27 protein-coding genes and 3 pseudogenes are annotated in these 25,870 nt (G+C 37.6%); 9 read left to right on the top strand and 21 right to left on the bottom strand.

Annotated elements, in window-relative coordinates:
* Positions 1–32: 32 nt before the first annotated feature.
* The 14 genes from J582_RS15575 to J582_RS15510 form a co-directional block, all read right to left on the bottom strand.
* Positions 33–1,751, bottom strand: a complete 1,719-nt coding sequence (locus J582_RS15575) for an acetyl/propionyl/methylcrotonyl-CoA carboxylase subunit alpha (protein WP_032048227.1) — start codon at positions 1,749–1,751, stop codon at positions 33–35.
* The gene (locus tag J582_RS15570; RefSeq protein ID WP_032048226.1) at positions 1,751–3,334 is read right to left on the bottom strand and encodes an urea amidolyase family protein; all 1,584 of its coding nucleotides are present in this window, start codon (positions 3,332–3,334) and stop codon (positions 1,751–1,753) included. Before J582_RS15570 ends, J582_RS15575 begins: the two co-directional genes overlap by 1 nt.
* 31 nt (positions 3,335–3,365) lie before the next feature.
* Positions 3,366–4,172 carry a putative hydro-lyase gene (locus J582_RS15565; RefSeq protein WP_004887859.1) on the bottom strand — a complete coding sequence of 269 codons (807 nt, stop codon included), beginning with the start codon at positions 4,170–4,172 and terminating at the stop codon, positions 3,366–3,368.
* An 11-nt stretch (positions 4,173–4,183) separates the two neighbouring features.
* On the bottom strand, positions 4,184–4,948 hold the full coding sequence (locus J582_RS15560; protein WP_006580630.1) for a LamB/YcsF family protein: 765 nt from the start codon (positions 4,946–4,948) through the stop codon (positions 4,184–4,186).
* Positions 4,949–4,982: 34 nt separating this feature from the next.
* Positions 4,983–6,236 (bottom strand): NRAMP family divalent metal transporter, encoded by a 1,254-nt coding sequence (locus J582_RS15555; protein ID WP_079377165.1) that lies wholly within the window; start codon positions 6,234–6,236, stop codon positions 4,983–4,985.
* A gap of 346 nt (positions 6,237–6,582) precedes the next feature.
* Complete coding sequence (gene mumR, locus J582_RS15550) at positions 6,583–7,494, bottom strand: LysR family transcriptional regulator MumR (protein WP_032048225.1); 912 nt, start codon at positions 7,492–7,494, stop codon at positions 6,583–6,585.
* Between the two features lie 90 nt (positions 7,495–7,584).
* Positions 7,585–7,764, bottom strand: a complete 180-nt coding sequence (locus J582_RS15545) for a zf-HC2 domain-containing protein (protein WP_004887863.1) — start codon at positions 7,762–7,764, stop codon at positions 7,585–7,587.
* Positions 7,758–8,378 (bottom strand): RNA polymerase factor sigma-70, encoded by a 621-nt coding sequence (locus J582_RS15540; protein ID WP_004887864.1) that lies wholly within the window; start codon positions 8,376–8,378, stop codon positions 7,758–7,760. Before J582_RS15540 ends, J582_RS15545 begins: the two co-directional genes overlap by 7 nt.
* Positions 8,375–9,136, bottom strand: coding sequence for a DNA-binding domain-containing protein (locus tag J582_RS15535; protein WP_032048224.1), 762 nt, complete (start codon positions 9,134–9,136; stop codon positions 8,375–8,377). The genes J582_RS15540 and J582_RS15535 overlap by 4 nt, the downstream gene beginning before the upstream one ends.
* Entirely contained in the window at positions 9,087–9,950 is an 864-nt protein-coding gene (locus J582_RS15530) for a DUF692 domain-containing protein (RefSeq protein ID WP_004887866.1), read from the bottom strand. Before J582_RS15530 ends, J582_RS15535 begins: the two co-directional genes overlap by 50 nt.
* Before the next feature lie 69 nt (positions 9,951–10,019).
* On the bottom strand, positions 10,020–10,439 hold the full coding sequence (locus tag J582_RS15525) for a DMT family transporter (RefSeq protein WP_004887867.1): 420 nt from the start codon (positions 10,437–10,439) through the stop codon (positions 10,020–10,022).
* Positions 10,436–10,795, bottom strand: a complete 360-nt coding sequence (locus J582_RS15520) for an EamA family transporter (protein WP_002048441.1) — start codon at positions 10,793–10,795, stop codon at positions 10,436–10,438. Before J582_RS15520 ends, J582_RS15525 begins: the two co-directional genes overlap by 4 nt.
* Complete coding sequence (locus J582_RS15515; protein WP_004709626.1) at positions 10,792–11,676, bottom strand: alpha/beta hydrolase; 885 nt, start codon at positions 11,674–11,676, stop codon at positions 10,792–10,794. Before J582_RS15515 ends, J582_RS15520 begins: the two co-directional genes overlap by 4 nt.
* Positions 11,673–12,392, bottom strand: a complete 720-nt coding sequence (locus J582_RS15510) for an MtnX-like HAD-IB family phosphatase (protein WP_004709628.1) — start codon at positions 12,390–12,392, stop codon at positions 11,673–11,675. Before J582_RS15510 ends, J582_RS15515 begins: the two co-directional genes overlap by 4 nt.
* A gap of 434 nt (positions 12,393–12,826) precedes the next feature.
* On the opposite strand from J582_RS15510, the gene J582_RS15505 reads away from it, so the two are divergent.
* From J582_RS15505 to J582_RS15495, 4 genes and pseudogenes are all read left to right on the top strand, one after another.
* Positions 12,827–13,582 carry a MipA/OmpV family protein gene (locus tag J582_RS15505; RefSeq protein ID WP_002048463.1) on the top strand — a complete coding sequence of 252 codons (756 nt, stop codon included), beginning with the start codon at positions 12,827–12,829 and terminating at the stop codon, positions 13,580–13,582.
* A 78-nt stretch (positions 13,583–13,660) separates the two neighbouring features.
* Positions 13,661–15,100, top strand: a pseudogene (locus J582_RS0104795) (aspartate aminotransferase family protein).
* Positions 15,101–15,109: 9 nt separating this feature from the next.
* Positions 15,110–16,168, top strand: coding sequence for an HAD family hydrolase (locus J582_RS27090; RefSeq protein WP_050674842.1), 1,059 nt, complete (start codon positions 15,110–15,112; stop codon positions 16,166–16,168).
* Positions 16,169–16,293: 125 nt separating this feature from the next.
* Complete coding sequence (locus J582_RS15495; RefSeq protein ID WP_004887900.1) at positions 16,294–16,722, top strand: GNAT family N-acetyltransferase; 429 nt, start codon at positions 16,294–16,296, stop codon at positions 16,720–16,722.
* Between the two features lie 95 nt (positions 16,723–16,817).
* Here J582_RS15495 and J582_RS15490 read toward each other — a convergent pair whose 3' ends face one another.
* Positions 16,818–17,276, bottom strand: coding sequence for a hypothetical protein (locus J582_RS15490; RefSeq protein ID WP_002054486.1), 459 nt, complete (start codon positions 17,274–17,276; stop codon positions 16,818–16,820).
* Between the two features lie 251 nt (positions 17,277–17,527).
* Entirely contained in the window at positions 17,528–17,722 is a 195-nt protein-coding gene (locus tag J582_RS26050; RefSeq protein WP_002054484.1) for a hypothetical protein, read from the bottom strand.
* Between the two features lie 215 nt (positions 17,723–17,937).
* Here J582_RS26050 and J582_RS15485 point away from each other — a divergent pair, with 215 nt between their 5' ends.
* A complete protein-coding gene (locus J582_RS15485) occupies positions 17,938–18,117 on the top strand; it encodes a hypothetical protein (RefSeq protein ID WP_006580620.1) in 180 nt (59 codons plus the stop codon).
* A gap of 48 nt (positions 18,118–18,165) precedes the next feature.
* Here the strand turns inward: J582_RS15485 and J582_RS15480 are convergent, their stop codons facing one another.
* Positions 18,166–19,167, bottom strand: a complete 1,002-nt coding sequence (locus J582_RS15480) for an McrC family protein (protein WP_227556658.1) — start codon at positions 19,165–19,167, stop codon at positions 18,166–18,168.
* A 19-nt stretch (positions 19,168–19,186) separates the two neighbouring features.
* On the opposite strand from J582_RS15480, the pseudogene J582_RS15475 reads away from it, so the two are divergent.
* Both J582_RS15475 and J582_RS15470 read left to right on the top strand, forming a co-directional pair.
* Positions 19,187–19,585 (top strand): annotated as a pseudogene (locus J582_RS15475) (DUF1826 domain-containing protein); the annotation flags it as partial.
* A gap of 241 nt (positions 19,586–19,826) precedes the next feature.
* Positions 19,827–20,855 (top strand): MerR family transcriptional regulator, encoded by a 1,029-nt coding sequence (locus J582_RS15470; protein WP_004887910.1) that lies wholly within the window; start codon positions 19,827–19,829, stop codon positions 20,853–20,855.
* 78 nt (positions 20,856–20,933) lie between these two features.
* Here the strand turns inward: J582_RS15470 and J582_RS15465 are convergent, their stop codons facing one another.
* On the bottom strand, positions 20,934–21,146 hold the full coding sequence (locus J582_RS15465) for a cold-shock protein (protein ID WP_002054492.1): 213 nt from the start codon (positions 21,144–21,146) through the stop codon (positions 20,934–20,936).
* A gap of 754 nt (positions 21,147–21,900) precedes the next feature.
* Between J582_RS15465 and J582_RS15460 the strand changes: the two genes are divergently transcribed.
* Positions 21,901–22,623: a GMP synthase gene (locus J582_RS15460; protein ID WP_004887911.1), complete on the top strand. Its 723-nt coding sequence runs from the start codon at positions 21,901–21,903 to the stop codon at positions 22,621–22,623.
* A gap of 222 nt (positions 22,624–22,845) precedes the next feature.
* On the opposite strand, the pseudogene metC reads toward J582_RS15460, so the two are convergent.
* The 3 genes and pseudogenes from metC to J582_RS0104780 form a co-directional block, all read right to left on the bottom strand.
* Positions 22,846–24,027 (bottom strand): annotated as a pseudogene (metC, locus tag J582_RS0104785) (cystathionine beta-lyase).
* Positions 24,028–24,267: 240 nt separating this feature from the next.
* Positions 24,268–24,996 (bottom strand): AAA family ATPase, encoded by a 729-nt coding sequence (locus J582_RS15455; RefSeq protein ID WP_006580617.1) that lies wholly within the window; start codon positions 24,994–24,996, stop codon positions 24,268–24,270.
* Positions 24,997–25,175: 179 nt separating this feature from the next.
* Positions 25,176–25,508, bottom strand: a complete 333-nt coding sequence (locus J582_RS0104780) for an Lrp/AsnC family transcriptional regulator (protein WP_249135832.1) — start codon at positions 25,506–25,508, stop codon at positions 25,176–25,178.
* A 108-nt stretch (positions 25,509–25,616) separates the two neighbouring features.
* Between J582_RS0104780 and J582_RS15450 the strand changes: the two genes are divergently transcribed.
* Positions 25,617–25,870 (top strand): IS5 family transposase (locus tag J582_RS15450; RefSeq protein WP_031997872.1); only part of this gene is annotated, 254 nt, incomplete at its 3' end.

Genomic DNA, 25,870 nt, shown 5'->3' with positions numbered 1-25,870 from the left:
AACATTCTCAGGCCAAATAACCTATTCAAATTTTAATTAATGCTGGCAATCATGGTTTCAGCATGGCAGGTTGCGCCCTTCTCTGCACTAATCTGAATAACACCACTCCGGTGTGCAAGTACCTGAACTTCCATTTTCATGGCTTCCATAATGGCAACCACTTGGCCTTCTGTCACTTGCTCACCATTTTCCACTTTCCAAGCGCTAATCACACCATTAATAGGCGCAAGTAAATGCTCGGCACCCACTTCTGGCTCGGCAATCTGCGCTTGAGCTGCGGTTACTGGGCCTTGTGCAAACATACCCGCAGGTAAACCTAAACGGTGTAACTTGCCATCAATTTCAATGTAGCTGAGTAACATCGGTTGTTGATGATTTGGAATGCCACGTTTAGTCGGCTTTAACTCTTGCTTAAAGTCATTTTCGATCCAACGCGTATGTACATTAAATTCATTTGTAAAGTCGGGTTCATTAAGTACCGCACGGTGAAAGTCTAAAACTGAAGCTACACCTTCAATTTTAAATTGCTTCAAAGCACGTTTGGCACGGGCAATTGCAATTTCACGGGTTGGACCAGTCACAATCAGTTTTGCCATGAGTGAGTCGAAGTGACTAGACACTAGAGAACCAGTGCGCACACCTGTATCGACGCGTACACCATTACCAAATGGTGCTTCAAATAAACTCAACACACCAAAGGCTGGAATAAACCCGCGAGCTGGGTCTTCGGCATTTATACGAAACTCAATCGCATGACCTTGTGCCTTTGGTGTTTCTTTAATAGAAAGCTCATGGCCCTGTGCAACACGAATTTGTTCAACTACCAAATCGACTTTTGAAGTTTCTTCAGTCACTGGGTGTTCAACTTGCAAACGCGTATTTACTTCTAAGAATGAAAGCTTGCCGTCACGACTCAGTAAGTATTCAACTGTTCCCGCACCCACGTAGTTTGCAGCCTGACAGATATTTTTTGCCGAGCTTAAAATTTGCTGGTAAATCTCATCACTAATAAATGGCGCTGGTGCTTCTTCGACTAACTTTTGGTTACGGCGTTGCAACGAACAATCACGTGTACCAAGCACAACAATGTTGCCATGTTGGTCGGCAATCACTTGCGCTTCTACATGGCGCGGTTTATCGAGATATTGCTCCACAAAACATTCACCACGACCAAAGGCAGCTTTTGCCTCGCGTACTGCCGACTCATAAAGCTCTTTCACTTCTTCGAGTTTCCACGCGACTTTTAAACCACGGCCACCACCACCAAATGCGGCTTTAATAGCAATCGGTAAACCAAACTGCTTGGCAAACTCTAAAGCTTCATCTGCATTGTTGAGTGGGTCTTGCGTACCCTGAACTAACGGCGCACCCACCGAAGCAGCAATTTTACGCGCTTCGATTTTATCGCCTAGTTTTTCAATGGCACTTGGAGATGGCCCTACCCATTTTAAGCCCGCATCAATCACGGCTTGGGCAAACTCAGCACGTTCAGATAAAAAGCCATAACCCGGATGCACCATCGTCGCTTTCGATTTTTTTGCAACTTCAATAATAGCAGGAATATTTAAATAGGTTTCACTGGCGGTCGCACCAGCCAAGCCCCATGCTTCATCTGCAAGTTCGACATGCATGCTACCAATGTCGTCATCTGCATATAACGCGACCGATGAAATTCCCATATCACGGCAAGCATGGATAATACGAACAGCAATTTCACCACGATTAGCAATCAATAATTTTTCTGTATTCATCATTCATTCTCAAAATCTGTAAATTCGGCAATTTTTTTAAATTTGATGTGGCAACCTGCCGGAATCTGTGCCACCAAGTCCCAATGGTGTTTAGCAACAGAGGCAATGACCGGATATCCGCCCGTTAAAGGATGATCATTCATAAACAAAACGGGCTGACCACTCGGTGGAATCTGTAATGCACCAATGCAAGTGCCTTCACTTTCCAGTTCATGGGTAATTTTGCGAGTTAGGGGCTGTTCACCTGAAAGCCTTAGCCCAACTCGGTTGCTTTCATTGGTCACGAGCCATTCTTGCTGACAGAGCAGTTCAATACTGTCTTGTTCGAACCAGTCTGTGCGTGGCCCCATCACAATATCTAGCTCAACCATTTCACCAGCTCGTGGCAAATCGCTTTTGCCCACTTCATTTACATTAATGTTGGCTGTCTTCACCTGCCCTTGGTAAATAGTATCTCCGAGCTTTAATGGTTCTGGTCCTAACACTGCCAAGCTGTCAAACGAAGCACTATTAAGTACTGGTTCAACGTCTATACCACCACGAACGGCCAGATAGTTTCTTAAGCCTGCTGTTGGGGGCTGAATTTGAAACTCATCGCCTTCATCCAAATCAATCGGTTGATAACTTGCAAAGTCTGCGGTTTGACCATCGGTAAATTTCACACGAATGTTTGAAATAGCCCCAGCCACCGCAATAACACCCGCATGCTGCATTTTGGCTTTTAGGCCTCCATTTAAAACTTCAATGACGGGTGCATCGGTTGGATTACCGACAATACGATTGGCACTATGCATTGCAGACAAGTCCATTGCTCCCGCTACGCCAACACCAATATTGGTCTGGTTTAAACGCCCTTCGTCTTGAATAAGCATTTGTAAACTTGGCGCAGTAATCGTAAACAGCGGTACAGATTGTTTCGGTTTAACCTTAGGCGTAATTTGCTGCGGCACAGTCACTGTTGTTGGGTTATGCGTAACATCCTCAAAATGTACAGTCATGCCCGGTAACAGCAATGCAGGATTTTTACGCTCTAAATCCCACATTTTTTCCGAGGTGATCCCAATAAGCTGCCAACCACCCGGACTGTCTTTTGGATAAATACCAGAGTATTTTCCAGCCAAACCCAAAGAGCCTGACGATATTTTTTTACGTGGAACCGTTAAGCGCGGAATATCGGTAAAAGGCTTATCGGGACTGCTCATATACGCAAAGCCCGGCGCAAACCCAATAAAAGCCACATTCCACACGCTTTGGTGATGTTTTCTAATCACATCGGCAATGGACAGCCCTTGCAACTCGGCAACCTGAGCAAGGTCTTCGCCATCATAACGAATCGGCACAATCACTTCTTGGCCGCTACGCTCAAATCCAGAATCAACTTTGAGGCTCTGAATTGAAGCAACTAGCGTTTTAAAATTGGTTTCGATCTCATTAAAAAAAACCAAAATTGTTTTTGCAGCGGGGACTAAGTCTTTAATTCCATTCAATTGCGTATTTTGCAATTTATTGTACAACGCCAAAGTTTCCTCTAAACTCGGAAGCTCAATTAGAAAACAATCGGCGTTTACCGATAAAAAACGCATTTGCTTATCCTTTTAATTCTTCTTTAGCTATTTAGCTCATCCAAGCGCGGTCAGGAATATCGGTAATAAACATGTAACCCGGTGCATGACTAATGGCAAAAGGAATTTTCGAGTTCATCACTGCTGCTTGCGGTGTTACCCCACATGCCCAAAACACGGGAATTTCACCTGCTTCAATACGAGAAGCATCACCAAAGTCTGGCTTATTTACATCCTTAATGCCTAAGCTTTCAGGGTGCCCGATATGGACAGGTGCCCCATGTACACTTGGCATACGTGCTGTAATTTTTACTGCTTCACTAATTTGATGAGATGGAATTGGTCGCATGGAAACCACCATATTTCCTGAAATGCGCCCTGCCGGTTCACACTTGATATTACTCAGATACATCGGCACATTGGTGTCGTCATGAATGTGGCGAACTTCAATACCTGCTTCTTGTAAAGCGGTTTCAAATGAAAAACTGCAACCAATTAAGAAAGTCACCAAATCAGGATGAGCATTATAAATCTCTCTTGCATCAGTCACTTCGTCGACCATTTCGCCATCTTTCCAAATGCGATAACGCGGAAAGTCGGTTCGAATGTCTGAGTCTGCTGCAAGCTTAGTTGCATAGATGCCTTCTTCGAGCACATCAAGCACTGGACAGCTTTGCGGGTTACGGTGTGCATAAAGCAAAAAATCATACGCCCAATCTTTTGGCACCGAAATCATGTTGACCTGTGTCATACCCGCAGCCATGCCCGCTGTTGGTTTATCAAAACCTGCACGGATTTTTAAACGTGCATCTAATGCGGCTTCAAGCTGAGCTGGGTCGACTTTAATATCCTTATACATTGCGCTCTTCCTTATGCTTTATTTACAAATGGGCGAATTTCAATATTGTTTTTTACAAGCTCGGCTTTAATGGCTACCGACATCTCTAGTGCGCCGTCAGTATCACCATGTAAGCAAATCGTATCAGCCTGAATTGGGGTAAATACACCATCAATTGACTCGACCCCACCATTTTTAAGCATAGACACCACACGGCTCGCAACAAATGCCGAGTCGTGTAAAACTGCACCTTCTAAACGGCGGGAAACCAATGAGCCATCACTGTTATATGCACGGTCTGCAAATGCTTCGGACACAACTTTTAAACCCGCAGCTCGTGCCTGTTCGACTAAGTTCGACCCAGCTAAAGCAACTAGTACGAGTTCAGGGTTATACATTTTAATAGCGTCAATCACTGCGGCTGCCTGAGCTTGGTCATGGGCAATGGTGTTGTAGAGCGCACCGTGTGGTTTAACATACTGCACTTTTGAGCCAGCTACTTTAGCCAAACCATCGAGCGCAGAAATTTGGTAAAGCACATCGGCAATAAGCTCGTCACGCGACAAATCCATATTACGGCGACCAAAGCCTACAAGGTCTGGGTAAGACACATGAGCACCTATGGTCACGCCAAGTTCAACTGCTTTACGAACCGTTTTTAAAATGCCGAGCGGGTCACCAGCATGAAAACCACAAGCAATATTGGCACTGGTCACGACAGGTAAAATCTGGTCATCATTACCCATTTTCCATGAGCCAAAGCTTTCACCCAAATCACTATTTAAATCTACAAACATGGCATTATTCCTTTATCAATTCATGTCGTCTGGCTTAAAGTTTGGTCAAATAGTTAAACACTGTCGTAAATGACATATAACCCATCCACCACGTTAACAGACATGTTAATCCACCTAAAATAAGCAACCACTTTGGATAGTTATAATTACCCATTAAATCTTTACGGCACGCAGCTACGTATACAAAAATTGTAAGACCAATTGGCAATACCAAACCGTTAAAACCACCCACAAAAATGAGTAGACCTGCCGGAGTTGCACCCAATAACACATAGAGCAATAAAGCCAATGCGATAAAGGTAATGGTCGTATAGTTGGTCTGTTTTGGCGTTAAGTTCTTTTTAAAGGCGGTAAAGAATGAAACCGAAGTATATGCGGCACCAATCGTACTGCTAATACCCGCGGCCCAGAAAATTAAACCAAATAATTTAAAACCGAATGTACCTGCTGCATATTGAAATGCTTGGGCTGCCGGATTGGCGTCATGGCTGGCTAAATCAATATGGGCACCGCTCACCACCACCCCTAAGAATGCCAAGAACAACACATAACGCATAATACCTACTACAACAATGCCTTTGGTTGCAGCTTTAGCAACTTCATCAATATTTTCAGGACCAACAGCACCTTTATCGAGTAAACGGTGCGCACCTGCATAACAGATATAGCCACCCACTGTACCGCCCACAATCGTGGTAATAATGGCGAAGTCGATATGATCTGGAGCAAATGTTTGATGTACAGCTTGACCAACTGGAGGCATCACAATGACGGCAACAATAATAATCAGGAGAATTTTAAGCAGTCCCAACACGATCATGCTTTTATCCATGGCGAGCGTTGCTTTTTTAGAAGCAAAAATTAAAATCGCTAACGCCCCACTTAAAATACCGCCCCACTTTGTATCTAGACCAAAAAGTGCATTTAAACCTAAAGCTGCACCTGCAATATTACCGACACTAAAGAAAAAGCCACCCAAAATCACCAGAAACGCCAGTAAATAACCACTACCCGGTAAGGCTTTATTGGCAATATCAGATGCACGCATCTGGGTAAGTGTCACCACTCGCCAAATATTTTGTTGGACGACATAATCAATCAGAATAGAAACTAAAATGGCAAAGCCAAATGCCGCACCTAACTTAACTGTAAATACAGCAGTTTGGGTTAAAAATCCTGGCCCCATTGCAGAGGTCGCCATCATAAAGATTGAGGCAACAATGGCCCATTGGCGATCTGATAAAAAAGAAGATTTCAGTAAAGACATATTAATGCGTTCCTCATCCATTTGAGCTTAACAACGCTATTTTCAAGTTGAATCAAGAACACCATTTTTGTCCTAAACGATATTCTTTAATCCTTTAAAATGACAAAGATTCCCTATTCCCCAATCAACACAATCGGTGATCAAATCTTGTGTCTAAAATAAAAACATAGCTAATCCCTACGAACAATAAGACTTTTTACAGAAATTTAAAATTTTAAATAATTGATTTTTATAGTTTTATATTCAAACTAAAATACAGGATAAATTTTACTTATCGATGTACATAAGCTGTTTTTATGGTTTTACATATAAAACAGCTTTTTTAAACAAGGAAGAATAAGAATAAATGATACTCAAAAAAAAAAGCTTATTTTTTGATTTGCTCATTAAGCCTTTTCATAGCACTCGCCGAGACTTTAACAGCAACCTCGGTTAATTTTTCTTTCAAGGCAACATCGTTACCGTGAATATAAATAGACGTGAAATGAAAGGTTTTTAAGCGAATAGGTGTATTTAATATTTCCAATCGTCCGTCGGTAATTTCCTTTAATGCCGTTAAAGTTGGCACTACCGCAATACCTAAGCCTTGCTCGGCGAGACACAATAAAGTCGCTAAAGAATAGCTAGTAATTGACAGTGGTTCATCAATCCCTTTTTCTTTCATTCTTGCCTTTAATTCTTTATAGGGGTAGGTAATTTTTGGATAGGTTAAAATGGTATGTGACATCAAGGTTTTAAAAGACATTTGTCCAATTCCACCTTTAAATGATGGCGCTGCCAAAAAACTTAACTCGAAATCACAAAGTGCTTGTTCAATAAACTCAAAAGCCAACGTTGGCCCGAGTAAAAAGGCCATGTCCAAGTCCCCAGTACGTACCCCTTCTTGTAAGTTAGGTGTCAGATCCACCACAATTTCGACTGAAACTTTTGGGAACTCTTGTTGAACTTTTTCGATATATTCGACTAGCCATGTATACACAATCGTTTCGGAAACGCCTAAACGTATAGTTCCTGTGAGATGCTGATTTTCAGTAAGCTCTGCAACTAGGTCGGTTTCTAAACGCATAAACTTTTCGGCATATTTAAATAATGTTCTGCCTTTATGGGTCAATTTAAACTGTCGCAAGCTTCGGTCTAAAACTTTAAAACCTAATTCATTTTCAAGAGATGTGACTTTTTGAGATACCGCAGGCTGTGTCGTTTGTAATTTAGTCGCGGCCTTATTGAAGCTATTTAAAGTCACAACCCAATAAAATGCTTCAAGATTCTTTAAATTCACGTTTCATCCTGTCTTAAAAATTCCTTTACTTTTATAGTATGGGAATTTTTAGCGTGTTAAGGCTAGCAATAAATAAATTTTTAACTAAAGTTAGCCATCCAAATTTTTAAATGCTTTAGAAAGCTGACTAATTATTTTGATCTGTTTTGCATAACGACGGCATGATCGGCATGCCAATAAATGTAATTGCAAACTACTTTGCTCACGTAAAAACAAAGGTCTATCTTGTTTCTCAGACAAAAGTTGAGTGGCTTGTCGACATGTCAACATGAACAATCCTCCTTCAATAACCATTTATTTTCTAAGCATTCGCGTAATCGGGTACGACTTCGATACATCAACACATTAAAGTTGGAAATAGATAACTCTAGCTTGCTACAAATCTCATTAGAACTCAGCTCTATCACTTCTCTCATCATAAAAACTTGAGCATATTTGGCTGGTAAATGATCTAAGCAAGCTTCAAAAATTATCCAAAAATCTGACTGCTCTATCATTTCTTCAGGGCTTTGCCATGCTTGAGGTGCTTCATATTTATGCCAGTGTCCTGAAGCATCAAATAATTCATCAACACTGAGTTCACTTTCTTCGTCTTTAAATAATTCAGACATGGCAACCAAGCGCGACTTTTGCCGAAGTACATCAATAATTTTATTTTTTAAAATAGAAAATACCCATGTTTTGAACGCAGCTCGTCCTTTAAATGAATCTAAATGTTGAAAAGCGCTCGTTAATGCTTCTTGCACCACATCTTCAGCTTGCGCAAGTGAGGACAACTGTAAAAAAGCAAATTTAATCATTTGCTGCCTTAAATCTTGTAAAAAGGCTGGGCTATGCAGTTGATCCCCTAGATCGTCATGATGTGATGCCGCGGCTGAAGTCATCCTTGTACCTCTTTAAAATCATGGGGAATTTGAATTAATTGTAGTCGAGTTAAGAGGTTTTTGAGTTCTTGAATTTGTAGATAAATTTCAGGCTCAGACAAGTCAGTAAGTACAGAATGAATGATTGTGAAAATATCATGGTCAGTTAACGCTATATTTTGCGTTAACTGTTCAATCAGCATAGCAAACAAAGGCGAAAGCTGTTCAATACATACTTTATCTTGTTCATCGCGCCAGACCATTACTGCACCTGGTGCAAGTTCAACTTGTTCTGGCGTCATTAAGGTCGTCCACGTATAAACGGGATATTGATAAACCAATACCCATACTTTGGTGGTTAACTGCCAAGCACAATTTTCGTGTAAAACATCATTTTCAATTTCGACAGTATCTAAATACAGTTCAAGCCATTCAAACTGCAATAACTCAGCCAACCAAGGATATTCTTGCAATATCGGATGCTGTTGCTCTGTTAAATACTCTCTAAATTCTAAAGAAATATCATTATATAAAGGTGAGCGGCTCTTACCTTTTTGAAAGAACTCTAACAGCAATTGTTGCCACTTTAATTCTGGCAACATCGCACGAGCTACCGGATAAACTAACTCAATAAATGAGCTGACATTATTAAAAAGTAAGTCCCGATAAATTTGCATTCGTTGAGCAGGAAGTGCTTGAGGTATTTCCAAATCAGGATCACGAATCCATTCACAAAACTGTCGTTGCATGGTTTGGAAGGATATTTGATTTCCCTTCATAGCCACTCTCCTGTTGTTGAATGAGTTTAATTTTGGCGAGTTCCTCTTCTAATTCTTGCCATGATGGAATATTAAAGTCGCGTTCTAATAAAGTCGGTTTTACTCCACACACTTGATAGGTATATCTCAATAGCTCCCAAACACGGTCACAAACTTCTGCCCCATGGGTATCGATTAATAAGTTCTTCTGAACTTTTTCATGCCCAGCAATATGTAAATAACGGATTCTTTCTTTTGGCATTTTCTGGATAAAACCAAATGCATCGCTACCATGATTGATACTGTTGACATAGACATTATTTACATCAAGGAGCAAATCACAGTCTGCATGTTGCATTACTTCACGGATAAATTCAGCTTCACTCATTTCGGCATTCGGCATTAAATAAGTAGAAACATTCTCTATAACTAATCTTTTTCCTAAAATATCCTGCACACGTAAAATACGTTCAGCCACATATTTAACAGCGGCTTCTGTCATCGGTATGGGCAACAAATCGTATAAATAGCCGCCGTCATTTGTATAACTTAAATGTTCAGAATAAATTGGTACATCATATTGTTCTAAAAAGTGTTTTACTTTACCTATAAATTCGAGATTAAGCGGATGCGGCCCTCCAATAGATAATGACAAGCCGTGACAAATTAACGGCGCTTTTTCAGCACACTGTGCAAGTAGTTTTGCATGTCGACCACCAAAACCTAACCAGTTTTCTGGGGCAACTTCGATAAAGTCCGGATATGTTTTTGCAGCTAGAAACGAATCTATAAAGTCACGTCTCAAACCAAGCCCCACACCATTCAACTCCATCATGGTGATTACTCCTTTTGGAAATGATGCCGACACTTACTAGAAGGCCGACATCATCCATGATTAGATTGTTTACTTGGCGCCACACTTGCCATCAGCAACTTTTTTATCTGCCCGACTATGGCTCTCTTCTTCGTCTTTAGCCAAGAAGCAAACACCTGCAAAAATAAGAATAGCGCCAGTAACTTTTGTAAATGTTAGCGGTTCATTAAACAGCCAAATCGACAAAAACATGACCGTGATGAGTTCTAAATGTGAAGCTGCAAAAGCCGGCCCTATAGGCGCATGCTTTAATAAGTTCATCCAGATAAAAAAGGCACCTATATATCCAATAAAAGCCCCATAAATCCAAGGATGTCCAAAAACTCGGAACAGCCAATCTACATCAAAAGTTAAAGGCATCGCATGAATGGAAGCTAACTTAAAACTGATTTGAGCCAATGTATCGAAGAGCATTAATATTAAAAAACCAATAATATAAAATTTTTTCATGCCCCAATCCCAACAATAGTGACACCGACCGCAATCAGAACTACACCAATTAAGCGATTTCGAGTTAGTTTTTCATTAAAGAATAAGCGCCCAGCAAGCATAATCACGACAATGTTGATACAGCCTAACATGACCCCAATAGAGAGTGGAACTAACGAGAGGAAAGCAAGCCAAACGACAAACTCAAAGATATAGCAAAAAATACCGAGCCATATCCATGGACGTTTCGCCATGAACCACCAATGCTCAAGCCCTTCATTGGTTTTACTTTCATGAGCAGCGGCCTTAAAAGCCAACTGCCCAACAGTATCAATCAAAATGGTTAGCATCCATACACTGAACACCACAATATTCATAAAAGCTCACCAATTTTTTCAGGTGAAGTTTTACGTTCGTGATGAGTTGATGGATGCTCTGACTGCTTTTTTGGATGTTGGTATTGTTCAATAAATCGAATGGATTCTTCAATGACTTGTTTACGGTCATTATCAATCGTGATCATGTGATAGCTGTTATAAAGCCAGATTAAGGTCTTAGGACCCTTCACTTTGGCATAAATTAACTCACTATTTCTTCGGTGAGCAATATCATCGTCATAGGCATGTAATAACAGACATGGAGCCGTAATATTTGATAAGTTTTTACGAACATTACGCGAAAGACGCTGTAACTGGAACAATGAATGCCACGGGTTTCCCGGTAAACCTGCTTCACTACTTTCACCGCTATTCATAGCCTGAACAATACGCGAACGTAATACCTCATTTTTGATTCCGTATGGTTCAGCTTCGTCAAAGGTATTATTACGGCAGATATTTAAATAATGAACACTCGGCAAAACAATAGGCGCAAGCACTTTTGACCACAAAGGAATGCTCCAGCCATCGTATTGAAAGGTTGGACTATAGGCAATTACGCCATCGACAGGATAAGCTGAGGCATACTTTAATGCCAATAAAGATCCCATCGATAAGCCTGCCACAAATAGCTGATCTGTATGCTCTCTTAGCTTTTCTGCGGCTGCAACTACACTATTAAACCAGTCTTCCCATCGGCTATTTACCAAATCTTCGACATCACCACAGTGTCCAGCCAACTGCACGCCATATACACTATAGCCAGCTTGATGAAGTACACGTGCAATTCCTCTCATTTCATTTGGCGTACCCGTCAAACCATGAATAAGTAAAATACCAGTTCGGTTCCCCGATAAAAAGAATGAGTTGTCTTTTATCATGTAATCACCGTCACTGGAGTGTCTATTCCAAAATCACTGCTTAATAGCTTAGCCAAGGGTTGATAAATTTCTACAAAGTTTTCAAACTTTGTATGGAAAATATGGTTTTCTCTACAATGGTCTATCAAAGATTTTTTTGCAAAAACATAATCTGCATTTCCGGCTAGACAATAGTCTGAACGCCCATCTCCAATCAAAATAATTTGATTTTGAGGTTTCTGGTTTGCAATCTTACATTTGCAAGTTCCACTTTGACTTATGCAGCTCGCTTCTTGATTTGGAAACTCGAGTCGCCATGATCTCTCACCTGTCTGAACGAGATGGTTTGCAATTACAGGCAAATGTTCCAAATTATATTTTTTTAGAATATGACGAATAACAAAATCAAGCCCATCACTTACAATCGTCAACGGAATTTTATACTGGGCAGTAATCTTTACTAATTCAATAAAGCCGAGGTCAATTTCAATTTGGTCAAGACATTGCTGCAACTCATCAATAGAGACATCTAATAGCTCAATTTGTTTTTGCATACAGACTTTGGAACCAATTTTGCCTTGCTCCCACTCTTCCTCAATTTCTTCCCAACCAGCTTTTGCATAAGTTTCAAGCAAATAGTCCGTCGTATCTTTTAAGCTGATTGTCCCATCAAAGTCACATAAAATATGCCAAGGTACAGTGTGATCTGTATAGTAATGCTGGTTGACCATGAACATAAAATGCCTCACACGAATAATTTAAGAATTTTTATAAAAAACACCGTCTGACTTTAGGTGGGAAATCTTAAAAATTTCTTTAATTAAAAATATTTCAAAAAAATATGAAAAAATGATTATATTATTCTGTAATTTACAAAATTATAGGTCGTTAATAATTTAACTCAAAAATGTTGAGCCACTTCTTAAAATAAAAAAATAATTAATAAAAATCAAAAATTTAATAAAATAAAATGTATAAACAATCAATCATTATACCTTCTTCAAAAATCTATTTTTATGCAAAATTAAAGGGTTTTAATAGAAAAATACAAAATTAAGATTTTTTTAATTTTTCATTAAGATTTGTATAAGAATTAACTTTTATATTCAAGAAAATTTTGAACAGAACACAACCAGAAAACGATTATTTTTTCACCCTAGAAAGACTGATTATGATTAAACCATTGAAAAAAATCTCCATAGCAGTAGCAATAACCAGTAGTTGTTTTTACTGCCCTGCTTATGCACAAGAAAGCTCCTCACCAGATTTAACAATGGGTTTTAACTATTCTGTAAATTTTCAAGCTTATAAAGGTCATAAAACCTATCAAACAATTTTACCTGTTTTTTTCTATGACAATGACAAATTCTATATTGAAGGCGACGATGCCGGTTATTACCTCTTCAAAGATGACAAAAATCAATTACGCCTCGATGGACACTATGATGGCAACTCATATGATCCAAGTGGTGAACTTTACTTATTAGATAAGCGCAAATGGTCTGTTCTAGCGGGTGCAAGTTATATGCGTATTACACCGTATGGCGGATTTAAAGCACGGCTTAATACCGATGTCCTGTCCCGTAGTAAAGGTACTATCTTAAGGGCTTCTTATCTTGCTGAGCTAGACAAAGGCAATTTGACCGTCTATCCGGAAGCTGGTTTCCAATGGAACAACGCAAAATATAACCAGTATTACTACGGCGTCAGTGATGCTGAAAGTAAACGCAGTGGTATCGCAGCATATGAACCGGGCCAGAGTATATCGCCTTTTGTGAGCATGACAGCCAACTACAAACTTTCCAAACACGTAAACGCTTTTAGTTCTGTTGAATTTAACTATCTATCAAACGAACAGTTTAAAAGTCCAATGGTAAAAAAACGCACAGATATTACACCTGCTGTGGGGCTTACCTTTACTTTTTAACTCTAACCAATTTTTTCACTCAGCCTCTGTATCTAAAACATACATACTGAAAATACCAACCGTAAAAGGAATAGAAGTATGAACAACAATCATACATTCAAGCAAGAAAGCGCTTCTGCAACTAGTTCTAATAATCGCGTTCCACTTAATGAAGCGCAACTTCTAGCAGATGAGGCAAAGTATTGTTCACACGGCGATACAGTACACTATGTAAACCCACCTAAAATTTTTACGGATTGTCAGGGCAGCTATATTTTTGATGACCAGAATATCCCCTATCTAGACTTACAAATGTGGTATTCAGCGGTTAACTTTGGTTATAAAAACCCACGTTTAGATCAAGCGCTCATCGACCAAATTCATAAACTTCCTCAAATTGCCAGCCAATATTTGCACCCAACTAAAATTGAACTCAGCAAAGTCATTGCTGAAGACATGCTTAAAAAAACAGGTGTACAAGGTCGTGTTCACTATAACGTAGGTGGTTCTCAAGCAATTGAAGATTCATTAAAGCTTGTACGTAACTTCTGCAAAGGCAAAAGCCGTATGTTTGCCTTCGAAGGTGGTTACCATGGCCGTACTTTAGGTGCATCTTCAATTACTTCAAGCTACCGCTACCGCCGCCGCTATGGTCATTTTGGTGAGCGTGCTCAGTTCATTCCATTCCCATATCCGTTCCGTCGTCCTAAAGGTATGACACCAGAAGAATATGCAGATAAGTTAGTTGCCGAATTCGCACGTCTTTTTGAAAATGAATACCACGGTGTGTGGGACCCTAAAGTTCGTGAAAGTGAATTTGCGGCTTTTTATATTGAAACAATTCAGGGTACTGGCGGTTAGGTTATTCCACCGAAAAACTTCTATAAAGGCCTGAAAAAAGTTCTAGATGACCACGGTATTTTATTGGTTGTCGATGAAATCCAAATGGGCTTCTACCGTACCGGTAAACTTTGGTCTTTCGAACATTTCGATATTACGCCAGACGTTGTTGCATTTGGTAAAGCGTTGACCAACGGATTAAACCCACTTGCCGGTATTTGGGCAAAAGAAGAAATGATTAATCCTGAAACGTTCCCAGTGGGTTCAACTCACTCAACGTTTGCTTCTAACCCGCTTGGTACGGCAGTTGGTCTTGAAGTCATGAACATGTTGGCTGAAAAAGACTACGAAAAACAAATCATGGAAAGTGGTGCTTATTTCCTAGAAGGTCTAAAAGACTTGCAATCACGTCATCCAGAAATTGGTGATGTTGATGGATTAGGACTAGCATTACGTGCAGAAATTTGTCAGGCTGATGGCTTTACTCCAAACAAAGAATTGTTGGATAAAATGGTCGATATCGGTCTTTCAGGTACCCTTGAATACCAAGGTCAACAATGTGGTTTGGTGTTAGATGTAGGCGGTTATTACAAGAACGTAATTACATTCGCACCTTCACTAGAGATCTCAAGAGCCGAAATCGATCAAGCGATGGTATTACTTGACCAATTATTAGTTCGAGCTAAACGGGAAATATAAAATTAATTTATGACTATAAACCTGAATCAGTTAGAACCTCAGGCGGTGGTGGATGCTTTTTTAAAGCATCCACCTTTAAGTTTTCAGGTTCATTCGCCTAGCGATTTTTTACCTTATTTTTATACAGAGTTTGATTTATTAACGACTCTAGATACAGACCTTCTTAAAAAAATTAAATCATTACCAGGCTATCAAATCTGGGGAAAACTCCTTCATTTTAAAACGTGTTTTATCGGGACAACGGTCACAGAATACAGCTTATTACCTAATGGACTTCCTCTGGACTCAATAGCAGATTTTTTAAAAAATAATGACCAGAAAATTAAGTTAGGTATTATTAAAGATCTTCCTTTAGACTCACCTTTGCTCAGCGATCTTGAAAATAATTACAGTCAAACTTTTATTCAAGAAGCAGAAAAAAAAGGTTTTCTATCTGTAGAAGGACAAGCTTTAGCTTATGTTCCTATCGATTTTTTAAGCCGTGAAGAATATCTTTCTCGACTCTCTAAACCACGCCGTAAAAACTTTAAACGTAAACTCAACAATGGAAGTGTTTGGAAAGATATTGTTTATGATCAATTAATTAAAAACTTTAATATCAAAAGATATGATACAAATGAATTGCTACAGTCTTATATTAATAATTTTAATAAATTCTCTACAGCTTTTGAAAATGCTCAAAAAATCATTCAAAACCTTCATGCTCAAGGATATACATTGGGCTTAGTATCAAACGGAAAAACACCGTTTCAAGAACATAATTTTTATGCTTTAGGAATAACAGATTATTTTTCAACTATCGTGATTTCTGAAGCCATAGGTTTAAGAAAACCTGACCCAGCAATTTATCTATATACTTGCACTCAATTGGGCTGTAACCCATCCGATGACATTTTTATTGGAGACAATCCCAAAGCAGATATAGAAGGCGCCAAAAAAGTGGGTATGCAAACAATATTTTTCCACCCAACTCTCACTCTTGAACACCCTCTTTCTGATGCAAGTATTCATCATTACGATGAACTTGAAGAAACAATTAAGAGATTAGTTACTAATCCCCTTTATTAAGCCAATCAATATTATAAAAAGCTTAATTTAAATGCTTTGATAAAGTATTTAGCCTATTTTGAGTTTTATAGCTATCATCGAAAAGCCAAACTTAAAAATTACAGATAGTACTTATAGGAAGAGTAATGGAAATTTCATTAAGACTTGCTAACGCTGCCGATCTCAAAGCTATAAACGAACGTTATGCCGAGGTTGATTTTGTACCATCACATGAAGATGAACTTATTGTACTAGCTTCTATTGGCGAGAAAACTGTTGGTCAAGGTAGAGTTGTCTCCATTGATTCGAACAGCGGTGAACTCGGTGGAATTTATGTTTTTCCTGGCAATGAAGGGTTAGGAATTGCTCGTAAAGTGGTCGATTTTCTAATTAAAAACTCGGAATTTTCCAAGCTTTACTGTTTACCCTTTGCTGAACTGGAAGGCTTTTACGGATCAATGGGTTTTAACCCTGTAAAAGATATGGTTCAGGTTCCCAAAGCTGTACTCAAAAAACATGAGTGGTGTAATAGTAATTACGACAAACCAGTTTTACTTTTACAAAGAAGTGAATGAGGCAATACCCATAAAAAAAACCGCCCCAGAAGGCGGTCGCTGAGTATAACCAGCAGGTATATAGAAGTATGGTGGACGAATACTTCTATATTCTTTTATGAAGGAGCTTTATTAGATTTCATAAAATCTTCAGATTTAAAATAATTAATGATCATATCTGCATGCTCTTCTTTTGGAGGAGCAACTGTCACAGGAAGCGATTCTTTAGACATTTTAAATCCGTGTGGGATTAACTGTGAAATTGGCGGGAATTTAGGTTTTCCTCCTTCTGTAACCCGTTCAATAAAACTGGCTAACCAGAGTAAATACTCTCCTTCATTTTCAAACTTTGGCATTACACTTACATCAACTTTAACCTTGCACTCACTAAGCGGTTTAGTTAATTGCTCATCAAAATCGATATAATTAAACTTAAGTTTGAATTCAGTTCCTTTAATGGCCTTACGAATCTGACTGATTAAACAATTCAGATTTTGTGTAAGGTCATTGGTGAATAAGTCATCTTTTTTAATATTCTTATAAACCTTTTCAGCCACGGCTAAATATTTTGGCATTTTTAACCTCCTCAATCTCAATTGTTATAAAGTTTTGATCTTAAAATGATTTATGGTTCTGATTATGGTGAAACAAATGTTAAGGAGTGAAATGTTATTATTGTTGAATGTAAGTAGTTAAAGCTTTCTGTAAGTTGCACCAAAAAAACACCGAAAAAAATTATGGTTTTGTTAAATCCTCCGCAATATTTTTTAAATTATTCTCTTCTTTTGAAACATTTATTTTCAATTAAAATTTACCATTTGGTAAATTAATACGATCTCATTTGCTGATCGCGTCTTACCAGTCCTAAAACTGATCTACGCACCCTAATTTCTTCTTCAGAAAATGGCAGATGTTGTTTCAACTCATCAATAGAAAGAGAATTATTTTCTATTAAAAAACAGTCTTGTTCGGTCGTCCATTGAGAAACTACCGATTCAGTTTGCTTGTAGTAACGTTTCATATGTCCTAGTAAATTGATGAGGCTAAAAAGCTTATAAATAGAACAGGCTTTTTAGTTTTCGAGCAGAAAGAAGAGTAAGAATACTACCGAAATACACAACAATAGAAAAGCCAAACATCACTGTAAAGCATTGTTTGGCACCTGTTAAAAATTAGCTTAATCCAAGTTTAATTGCTGTCATACCTGGCAAAGATTATGATGTACATGTAAACCAGATGAAATTCTCTGTCCTTAACAATGGGTTAGTTCGGGCTAAAGGAAAGAACTTTGGTGAAAACTCTCAAGTAGATTTTAAAGTTCAGTGTGATGGGAAAAATTGTCAAATTGATGATATTTACACTCCTGATAGCTATAAAAAAGAAGTAATAGCGATTGTCAAAAATAATCAGTGTTAATAAATATTATTCAGAAGTAAAAGCTACGCTAAGTAGCTTTTACTTAATTTAAGAATGTAATCCAGCGATCATCAAATTATCTAAAATAAGTTCACTACGTTCTAAATCAAATGGAATTACCCAAATTTTTGGTTGTAGTCCAGTCTTCAATAAGTCATGAAGTTTAAACTCAAAAGGCTTTAGTGCTATCTGGAAATTTTTATGTTTTGGATAGATTAATACGATATCTGATGTGTGGCCCTGATACATATGATTATAGGCAAACATCTGATACATATCGCTTTGTTTTATCCCAAATTTTTCCTCAATATTATTGCTATTAATAAGTTTCCATTTAGTATCAAGTATCAAATATTTTTTAGACTTTGATTGTTCACAATAATATTGGATAGCTAAATCTGGTATTAAATTAAATATATCTTTTGAATTATATTGAGCTAAATATTTACTAGATTTCTGAGTCTCAAGCTTTGCTCCTTTTACAAGTTGCTTTGATAATTGTATTTCTACATATTTTTCAAATAACTTTTCCATAGGAAATAGAATACTTTTTGCCTGATTAATACCTTTTACAGCAAATGGGATTTCATTGCCTAAAATCAATTCACACCAATACCTTATATCGGAATAATGCGACATTAGTCGATCATTTTTCCATTTTTTAAAATCTTCCCTATAATTTGTAGATTGAGGCACTTCTGAGAACAGTAAATGAAACTCATGTGATGTTCGCCACAAATCAGCAGTCTTAGCTCTTTTACAGACCACATCAATACATGACCGAATCAACCGATTCTCTGCCCGATTTGACGTAAAAATATCATGTTTTATACTTAATTGATGTTGCCTTGTTAAAGGTTTTCGCATTTGTTGTGCTGTATCTAACTGTCCTCGTAAGAAGTTTTCTTCAGCCTCTACTCGCTGATAATCAAATCGTATCCCTGTACGATAAAGTTTCTGCAAAGCATCTAAAAATTGTGCATAGAACCAGTCTGTTAGAGGTACTTTGAATTTTTCAATCGAGGCAAGACCTGTATCACGCTGTGGCAACTGTAAAACCTGTTTCTATTATGAGCGTGATGATGAGCTAGATTTTATTTCAACAGATGTCTATTCATTTCACGTTGATCGCTCCCCTATTGAAACCGATACGTTCTTATGTACTTATCACGGTGCAGCTAGCGATATTGTGCCTAATGATCAAGTTGAACAAAAAGTTTTAATTCCAGAAATTAGAGAAAAGCTTAGAGCTTTACACGACGGGTCAGAAGCCGAATTTGAAAGCTTTTTAGCAGAGTATTTCTTTGATTTACATTATCAACCTAAATCCAATGCACAACCTATAAATTTAGGTACGGGACACTTGTGGCGTTTGGCGGTAGACCATCCCACTCAAAAGGTTTTACCGTGTGTGCATAGAGCACCTGTTGAAAATGACGGTGAATATCGGTTGCTACTTATCTGTTAATTTCCGACATGTTGCTAATTTTAAAGACTTAAATATCTGTTCTTTCATTATTAAATTGGCTTAAAGTCAATTTATATTAAAAAGGATTTCTAATTTCCCGTCGTTCAGTCCAATAATGAATAAAATAAATTTGAATATTTACTAAACCGAAAAAAATTAAAAATATTGAGCTAAAGTAGTTGACCCTCACGTAACGTAAGCCCCTAGCATAAAACACGCCTAAGGAAGAAGGAGCAAAAAGATGCTGTTAAAAGTTGGTGAATTGGCTAAGCAAACAGGACTTACTGTCCGTGCTCTTCATCACTATGACGATATCGGTTTACTTCAGCCTTCGGTCCGTTCTGATGCTGGTTATCGACTATATACCCGTAAAGACATTACCCGTTTGCATCAGATTCAAGCATTACGGGGACTGGGAATGTCGTTAGCCGAAATCCATACGGTTCTTGAAGACCCCAATCTTGCACTTCTACCAATTATTGATCAGCAGATTCAAGCAATAGATCAGAGATTGAACGAGCAAAAGAATTTGCGAAATCAACTCAGCAAATTGAAATCTCAAATTATAAGTGGTGAAGAGCTTGGATTGGAGGATTGGCTAAAAACACTGGAGCTTATAGCAATGTTTGAGAAATACTTTACAAAAGAAGAGCTTGAAAAACTTACTTTCTTACAAGCAGGTACTAAAAGTCATCAAGAGTGGCAAGAATTAACACTGGCAGCAAATGCATTATTTAATGCAGGTGAACCATTTAACAGTGAAGCAGCTCAAGATTTAGCACGAAAGTGGATGAAAACTCTTGAGCATAATACGAGGGCTAACCCAGAATGGCTTGTTAAATTAAATACCATAAATTCAGCCGAGCCTGAATTTCAGGAAAAATTAGGGGTAACACCCGAAGTTGTTGAGTTTTTACTTCAAGCGTTTTCTGAAAGTAAGCTGAGTATTTTTGCCCGTTATTTATCTGATGATGAGTTTAATTTTCTCAAAGAAAATTACATTCGTGAGATGAAAAAATGGCCTCAATTATTGGTCGATATTGAAAAATTGATTGATGCCGAGGTCAAACCAGATAGTGAAGGCGCGCAGCGTTTAGCAAAACAATGGCTTGCTATGTTACAAGGCTATGCTGGCAATAACCCAAGTACTCAAACAAAAATTCGTACTGCAATGCAAAATGAACCAAGCCTTGCTGACGGTACTTGGCTCAAACCAGTTACTCTACAATTTCTGGAAAAAGCCGTAGCAGCCTTAATGCGTAGTGCCTAGTTATAAGGAAAAGCTAAATCTTATTGACAAAAAAAAAGCCCTCTTTAGAGGGCTTTTTTATTTATTCTACAGAAATAATTACTGTGGAATAATGTTAGTAGCGCTAGGGCCTTTTTGACCTTGCACAACATTAAAAGTCACACGTTGACCTTCATGTAAAGTTTTGAAGCCAGAAGATGCGATTTCTTTGAAGTGAGCAAAAACGTCTGGACCTGAATCTTGTTGAATGAAACCGAAACCTTTAGTTTCGTTGAACCACTTAACTGTACCAGTAGCTGTGTTGTTAGACATGATATACATCCTATTGAATTTTAAGAACTTAAAGTCATGAGACATGACGGGTTTAACTTGGAAAAAATAACGAATTGAGCTTAAGATCTTAAAAACGGAGGATTATGAATAAAGCTTCGATACTAAAAGAGGATTTACTAAACTAATAAGTCTTTTTTCTAGTTAAGCTAATTATACACTAAAAAATCACTTATACAAACATTTTATATGAATTATTTATTACGGTTATTCTAAATATTTGTTTACATCTGTACAAATAATTACACATTATTATCTAAACATATAACATTTTATTTGTTATGTAGACTTTTAAAAAATGATATTTATAATCATTTGAAAGTTTGTTTTACACTCTCGGTATTTATTAATTACAATAACTTAGGCTATCTATCCGCCCTCCTCTATAATATGCATTAATATTATTAGTATTTAGATCTATTCCATATCTTTTCATTTCACAAATATAGGACAACATAATTATCTTTTAAAACTCTATTAGAATAAATATAAATTACATTAAATTTAAAATAAAAAATTCTAGTTTTTAATATATTTTAACCAATTCGGTTAAAACTATGTTTAAAGCATATAGGCTCCTGCCAAATTTATTTAATTTAAACACTCCCTACTCTCACTGGACCATATAACTTTAAAAAACTGGATGTATTCATTAGACCATAGGCTTCGTAACCTATAGATGGCTTAAATCTAGCAATGAATCTATCACTACACTCTTTAAATTTTGAGGACTATTATGCGCCTACATTTTATTGTTCATGAAAATTTTGAAGCACCGGGTGCATATGAAATTTGGGGGCAAACTAATAACTTTGAAATGACATATTCAAGAGTGTATTTAAACGAACAATTACCCTCTACAGTTGAAAATATTGATTTTCTTATTGTGATGGGTGGTCCACAAAGTCCTGATACGACAGTTGAAATGTGCCCTCATTTTAATTCGCTCGCAGAACAAGCTGTCATAAAGAAAGCTATAGAGGCGAATAAAGTTGTGTTAGGTATATGTTTGGGTTCACAACTCATTGGTGAAGCTTTAGGTGGTCAATTTGAACATAGTCCTGAAAGAGAGATTGGTAAGTTTCCTATCATGCTGACTGAATATGGCGTTAAAGATTCTCTATTTTCACACTTAGGAAAAATGACAGAAGTTGGCCACTGGCACAATGACATGCCCGGGTTAACAAGCAATACCAAAATTATTGCTTTTAGTGCAGGTTGTCCGCGGCAAATCGTGGAATATTCGAAATTAGTCTATGGCTTGCAGTGTCATATGGAGCTAACGCCTGAAGTCGTTGAACTACTCATTCAACACTCAGCAACTGAACTCGACCAAGCCCCTGCTTATAAATTTGTTAATACCCGTGAGGAATTGAGAAATCATGACTATCAAGAAATGAACCAAAACTTGTTTATTTTCCTAGATAAATTAAAAGATGAGTATTTAAAACTTAACTAAATCACGGCAAAGCCCTTTTAATAGGGCTTTCTTTCATAAAATTAGATGATCTATAAAGTTTAAATTCCCTTTTGCACTGACAGTAAACGAACATAATTTCGCAGCAACAAAATCCCAAGTAATAGATGGTCGCACTGGTAGCCAAGGTCTAACAAAATAATAGCGTCTGTCACACATGAAACAGCTGACGTGCAGAAAGTTAGCTTTTAGGTTTTAAGACGGCTATATAACATTTTCAACACGCATTTGTTCTGCACACTGTAGGGCGTATTGCAAATCTTTTTGTAAATCGACCACAGATTCCAGCCCAATATTTAAGCGCACTAAATAGCCATCTTTAGGTAAATTGGTATGTGTTCGATAAGCTTGCCCAACAGGTAAAATCAAACTTTCAAACCCTCCCCAAGACAAACCAATATGAAATAATTGCAACGAATCAAAGAATTTTTGCACATATGAAGGTTCAGATTCTTTTAAGTAAAAAGCAAATACTCCAGATGAACCATCAAAATCTCTCAACCACAAATCATGATAAGGACTTGTTTCTAAAGCAGGATGAAGCACTTCTTTAATAGCCGGATGTGTTGCTAGAAATCGGGCAATAGTTAAAGCACTATCTTGATGCTGCTTTAACCTTACCGCCAAACTTCGCAAGCCACGTGATGCCAAATAAATATCGTCTGGGCTTGTGGTCTCACCAAACAAATGACCTGTTTTAGTGAGTTGTTGGTATGTTTCGGCATTTGCAGTAGCCACACCCATGAGTATGTCAGAATGGCCACCAATGTATTTGGTTACGGACTGAATAGAAATATCAGCACCGTGCTTTAATGGTTGAAAAAGTAATGGCGTTGCCCAAGAGTTATCGACTAATACTTTTGCGCCGTATTGATGACTAATTGCAGAAATCGCTGCAACATCACTCAATTCAAATGTCATTGAACCAGGTGACTCAATAAACACCGCAGTGGTACGATCATTAATTTTTTCGGTTAATGCTTCAAGATTGGTAGAGTCAAAATATTCAACACTTACCCCCATTTAGACCAATATATTGTCAGCAAAATTTCGTGTTGGACCATAGATATTATCGGCAATCAAGACATGACTATTTGCCTCTACACAAGCCATAAGTGCATGTGTACAAGCCGACAACCCAGATGGAAATACCATACTACCCGCACCGCCTTCAAGCGCACTGATTGCACTTTCAAAAGATTTAGCTGTTGCGGCGCCGAAACGGCCATAATGTCGATATACCCCACCATTTCGCTTAAATTCTTCCCACTCACTAAAGCTATTTACAACAATAGTAGAACCACGAAAAACAGGTGTGTTGACTAGACCATCAAAGCGCTCGGGTGTTCGTCCTAAATTAATGACATCTGTACTGAATTGATTCACTTTTATATTCCGAGAAACATATCAACTTTATTACCAATTCATGATAGTGAGGTTTCCATGGATATAAATTTTAATTTTTTCTACTTTTTATCTTTAAATTAGATTTATATTTCCTATTTTTACTTAAAATTAGAATTTAAATCCAATACTTATTTCTTAGGGTAAAATATTATTTTATAACGCTCTATGCATTGATCTACTTGTTGTTCGAACTAGCTCTTATGAAAGGTACTTCTCACACTATCCTTCATCTATGATTTGCTGGATACGCTTTTGGTAATTATTTAAAAAATCATGTGTCACACGGAAATGTTCCGTTTGTTCATACTGGATTTCACGAATCCCTGTGTCAGAAAATTGATAGATTTTAGCGTTAGGGTAAGCTAGTAAAATTGGGGAATGCGTTGCAATAATGAGTTGTGACTGGCTTTTGCATAATTCATGAATAGCCGACAAAGCTACAAATTGCATGGTAGGTGAAAGAGCAGCTTCAGGTTCATCTAATAAATAAAGCCCCTCACCTTGTAATTTATGAGTGAGCAACTTTAAAAAACTTTCACCATGAGAACAAGCATGGATATTGCCACCATAACTTTTTACATAGTTCAATTCATTCATATATGTGCCAATATTGTAATAACTCTCAGCTCTTAAAAAATAATAGTCTTTCGGCTTTTTAAAGCTTTTAATCATTCTTAAATACTGAAATAAATTTGATGAACTACTGGCTGAATTAAGCCGCACGTTTAGAGTGCCGCCTTCTTCGGAAAAGCCAAGTGCCAAAGCGATGGCTTCCATAATAGTCGACTTACCAGAACCATTTTCGCCAACAAAAAAAGTAACGTCTGGATGGAAGGTTAATTGTTCAATATCATTAACGGCTGGTATCGAAAATGGATAAATTGACCAGTCTGCCTGCATATTTGCTTTAATTTGTACCGAACGTAAATAAGGTTTAGCTTGTAGCATTTTGGCTGGTCCTTAATTTTTAATAGTATCTTCAGTTTTTATTAGAAAAAATTTAAAGGAAGTTCTGTCGTATATTTAATTTGCTCCATGGCAAAACTCGAACTCACATCTGCCAACCCTTTAATTTCAATTAATTTTTTATAAACTTTATCGTATTCAGCAACATCCGATACGGCGACTTAAAGTAAATAATCTGTTTCACCTGCCATTCTATATACTTCAATCACCTCATCTATGTTATAGATATGAGAGTGAAATTTCTCAATCCACTCAATATTGTGTTGTGCAGTTTTAATAAACACCATCACAATCACATTAATGTTGAGTTTTTTACGATCTAGCAAAGCGACTTTTGCACGAATAATACCTTTTTCTTCCATCTTATGTATTCTGCGCCAGCAAGCCGTATTGCTTAATCCCACTTTTTCAGCAATATCACCGATTGCCAATGTGCAGTCCTTCTGTAGAAGATCTAATATTACACGGTCATATTTATCTAAATTTAACTTCATACCTTCAAGCTTCTCTGCACAATGTATTTGCAATAAATCAAATCAATAAACAACATATTAAATTATTAGACCTCTTGCGAAAGTAAAAACCACCTCAATCTAAATTTCATGAGATATCAGAAATTAAATCGTTTTTCAGATTCTGAATTCCAGCGCTTGGTTGGTGTACCTCGACCAGTTTTTAGTGAAATGATCGAAGTTTTAAAAGAAGTAGAATCACTTAAAAAGAAATCTGGGCGTCCTCATACTTTAGCTATAGAGGATCAATTATTATTAACACTCAATTACTTACGGAATTACAGCACTCAATTGGAGTTGGCTGCAAATTACCATATCGCTGAAAGTAATGTGAATCGAACCAT

The sequence above is a fragment of the Acinetobacter sp. 1566109 genome, from assembly GCF_000582255.1.
GTDB classification, from domain to species: domain Bacteria; phylum Pseudomonadota; class Gammaproteobacteria; order Pseudomonadales; family Moraxellaceae; genus Acinetobacter; species Acinetobacter nosocomialis.
Note: the sequence above shows the minus strand (reverse complement) of the source record. Positions and strands in the feature narration are given on the sequence as shown.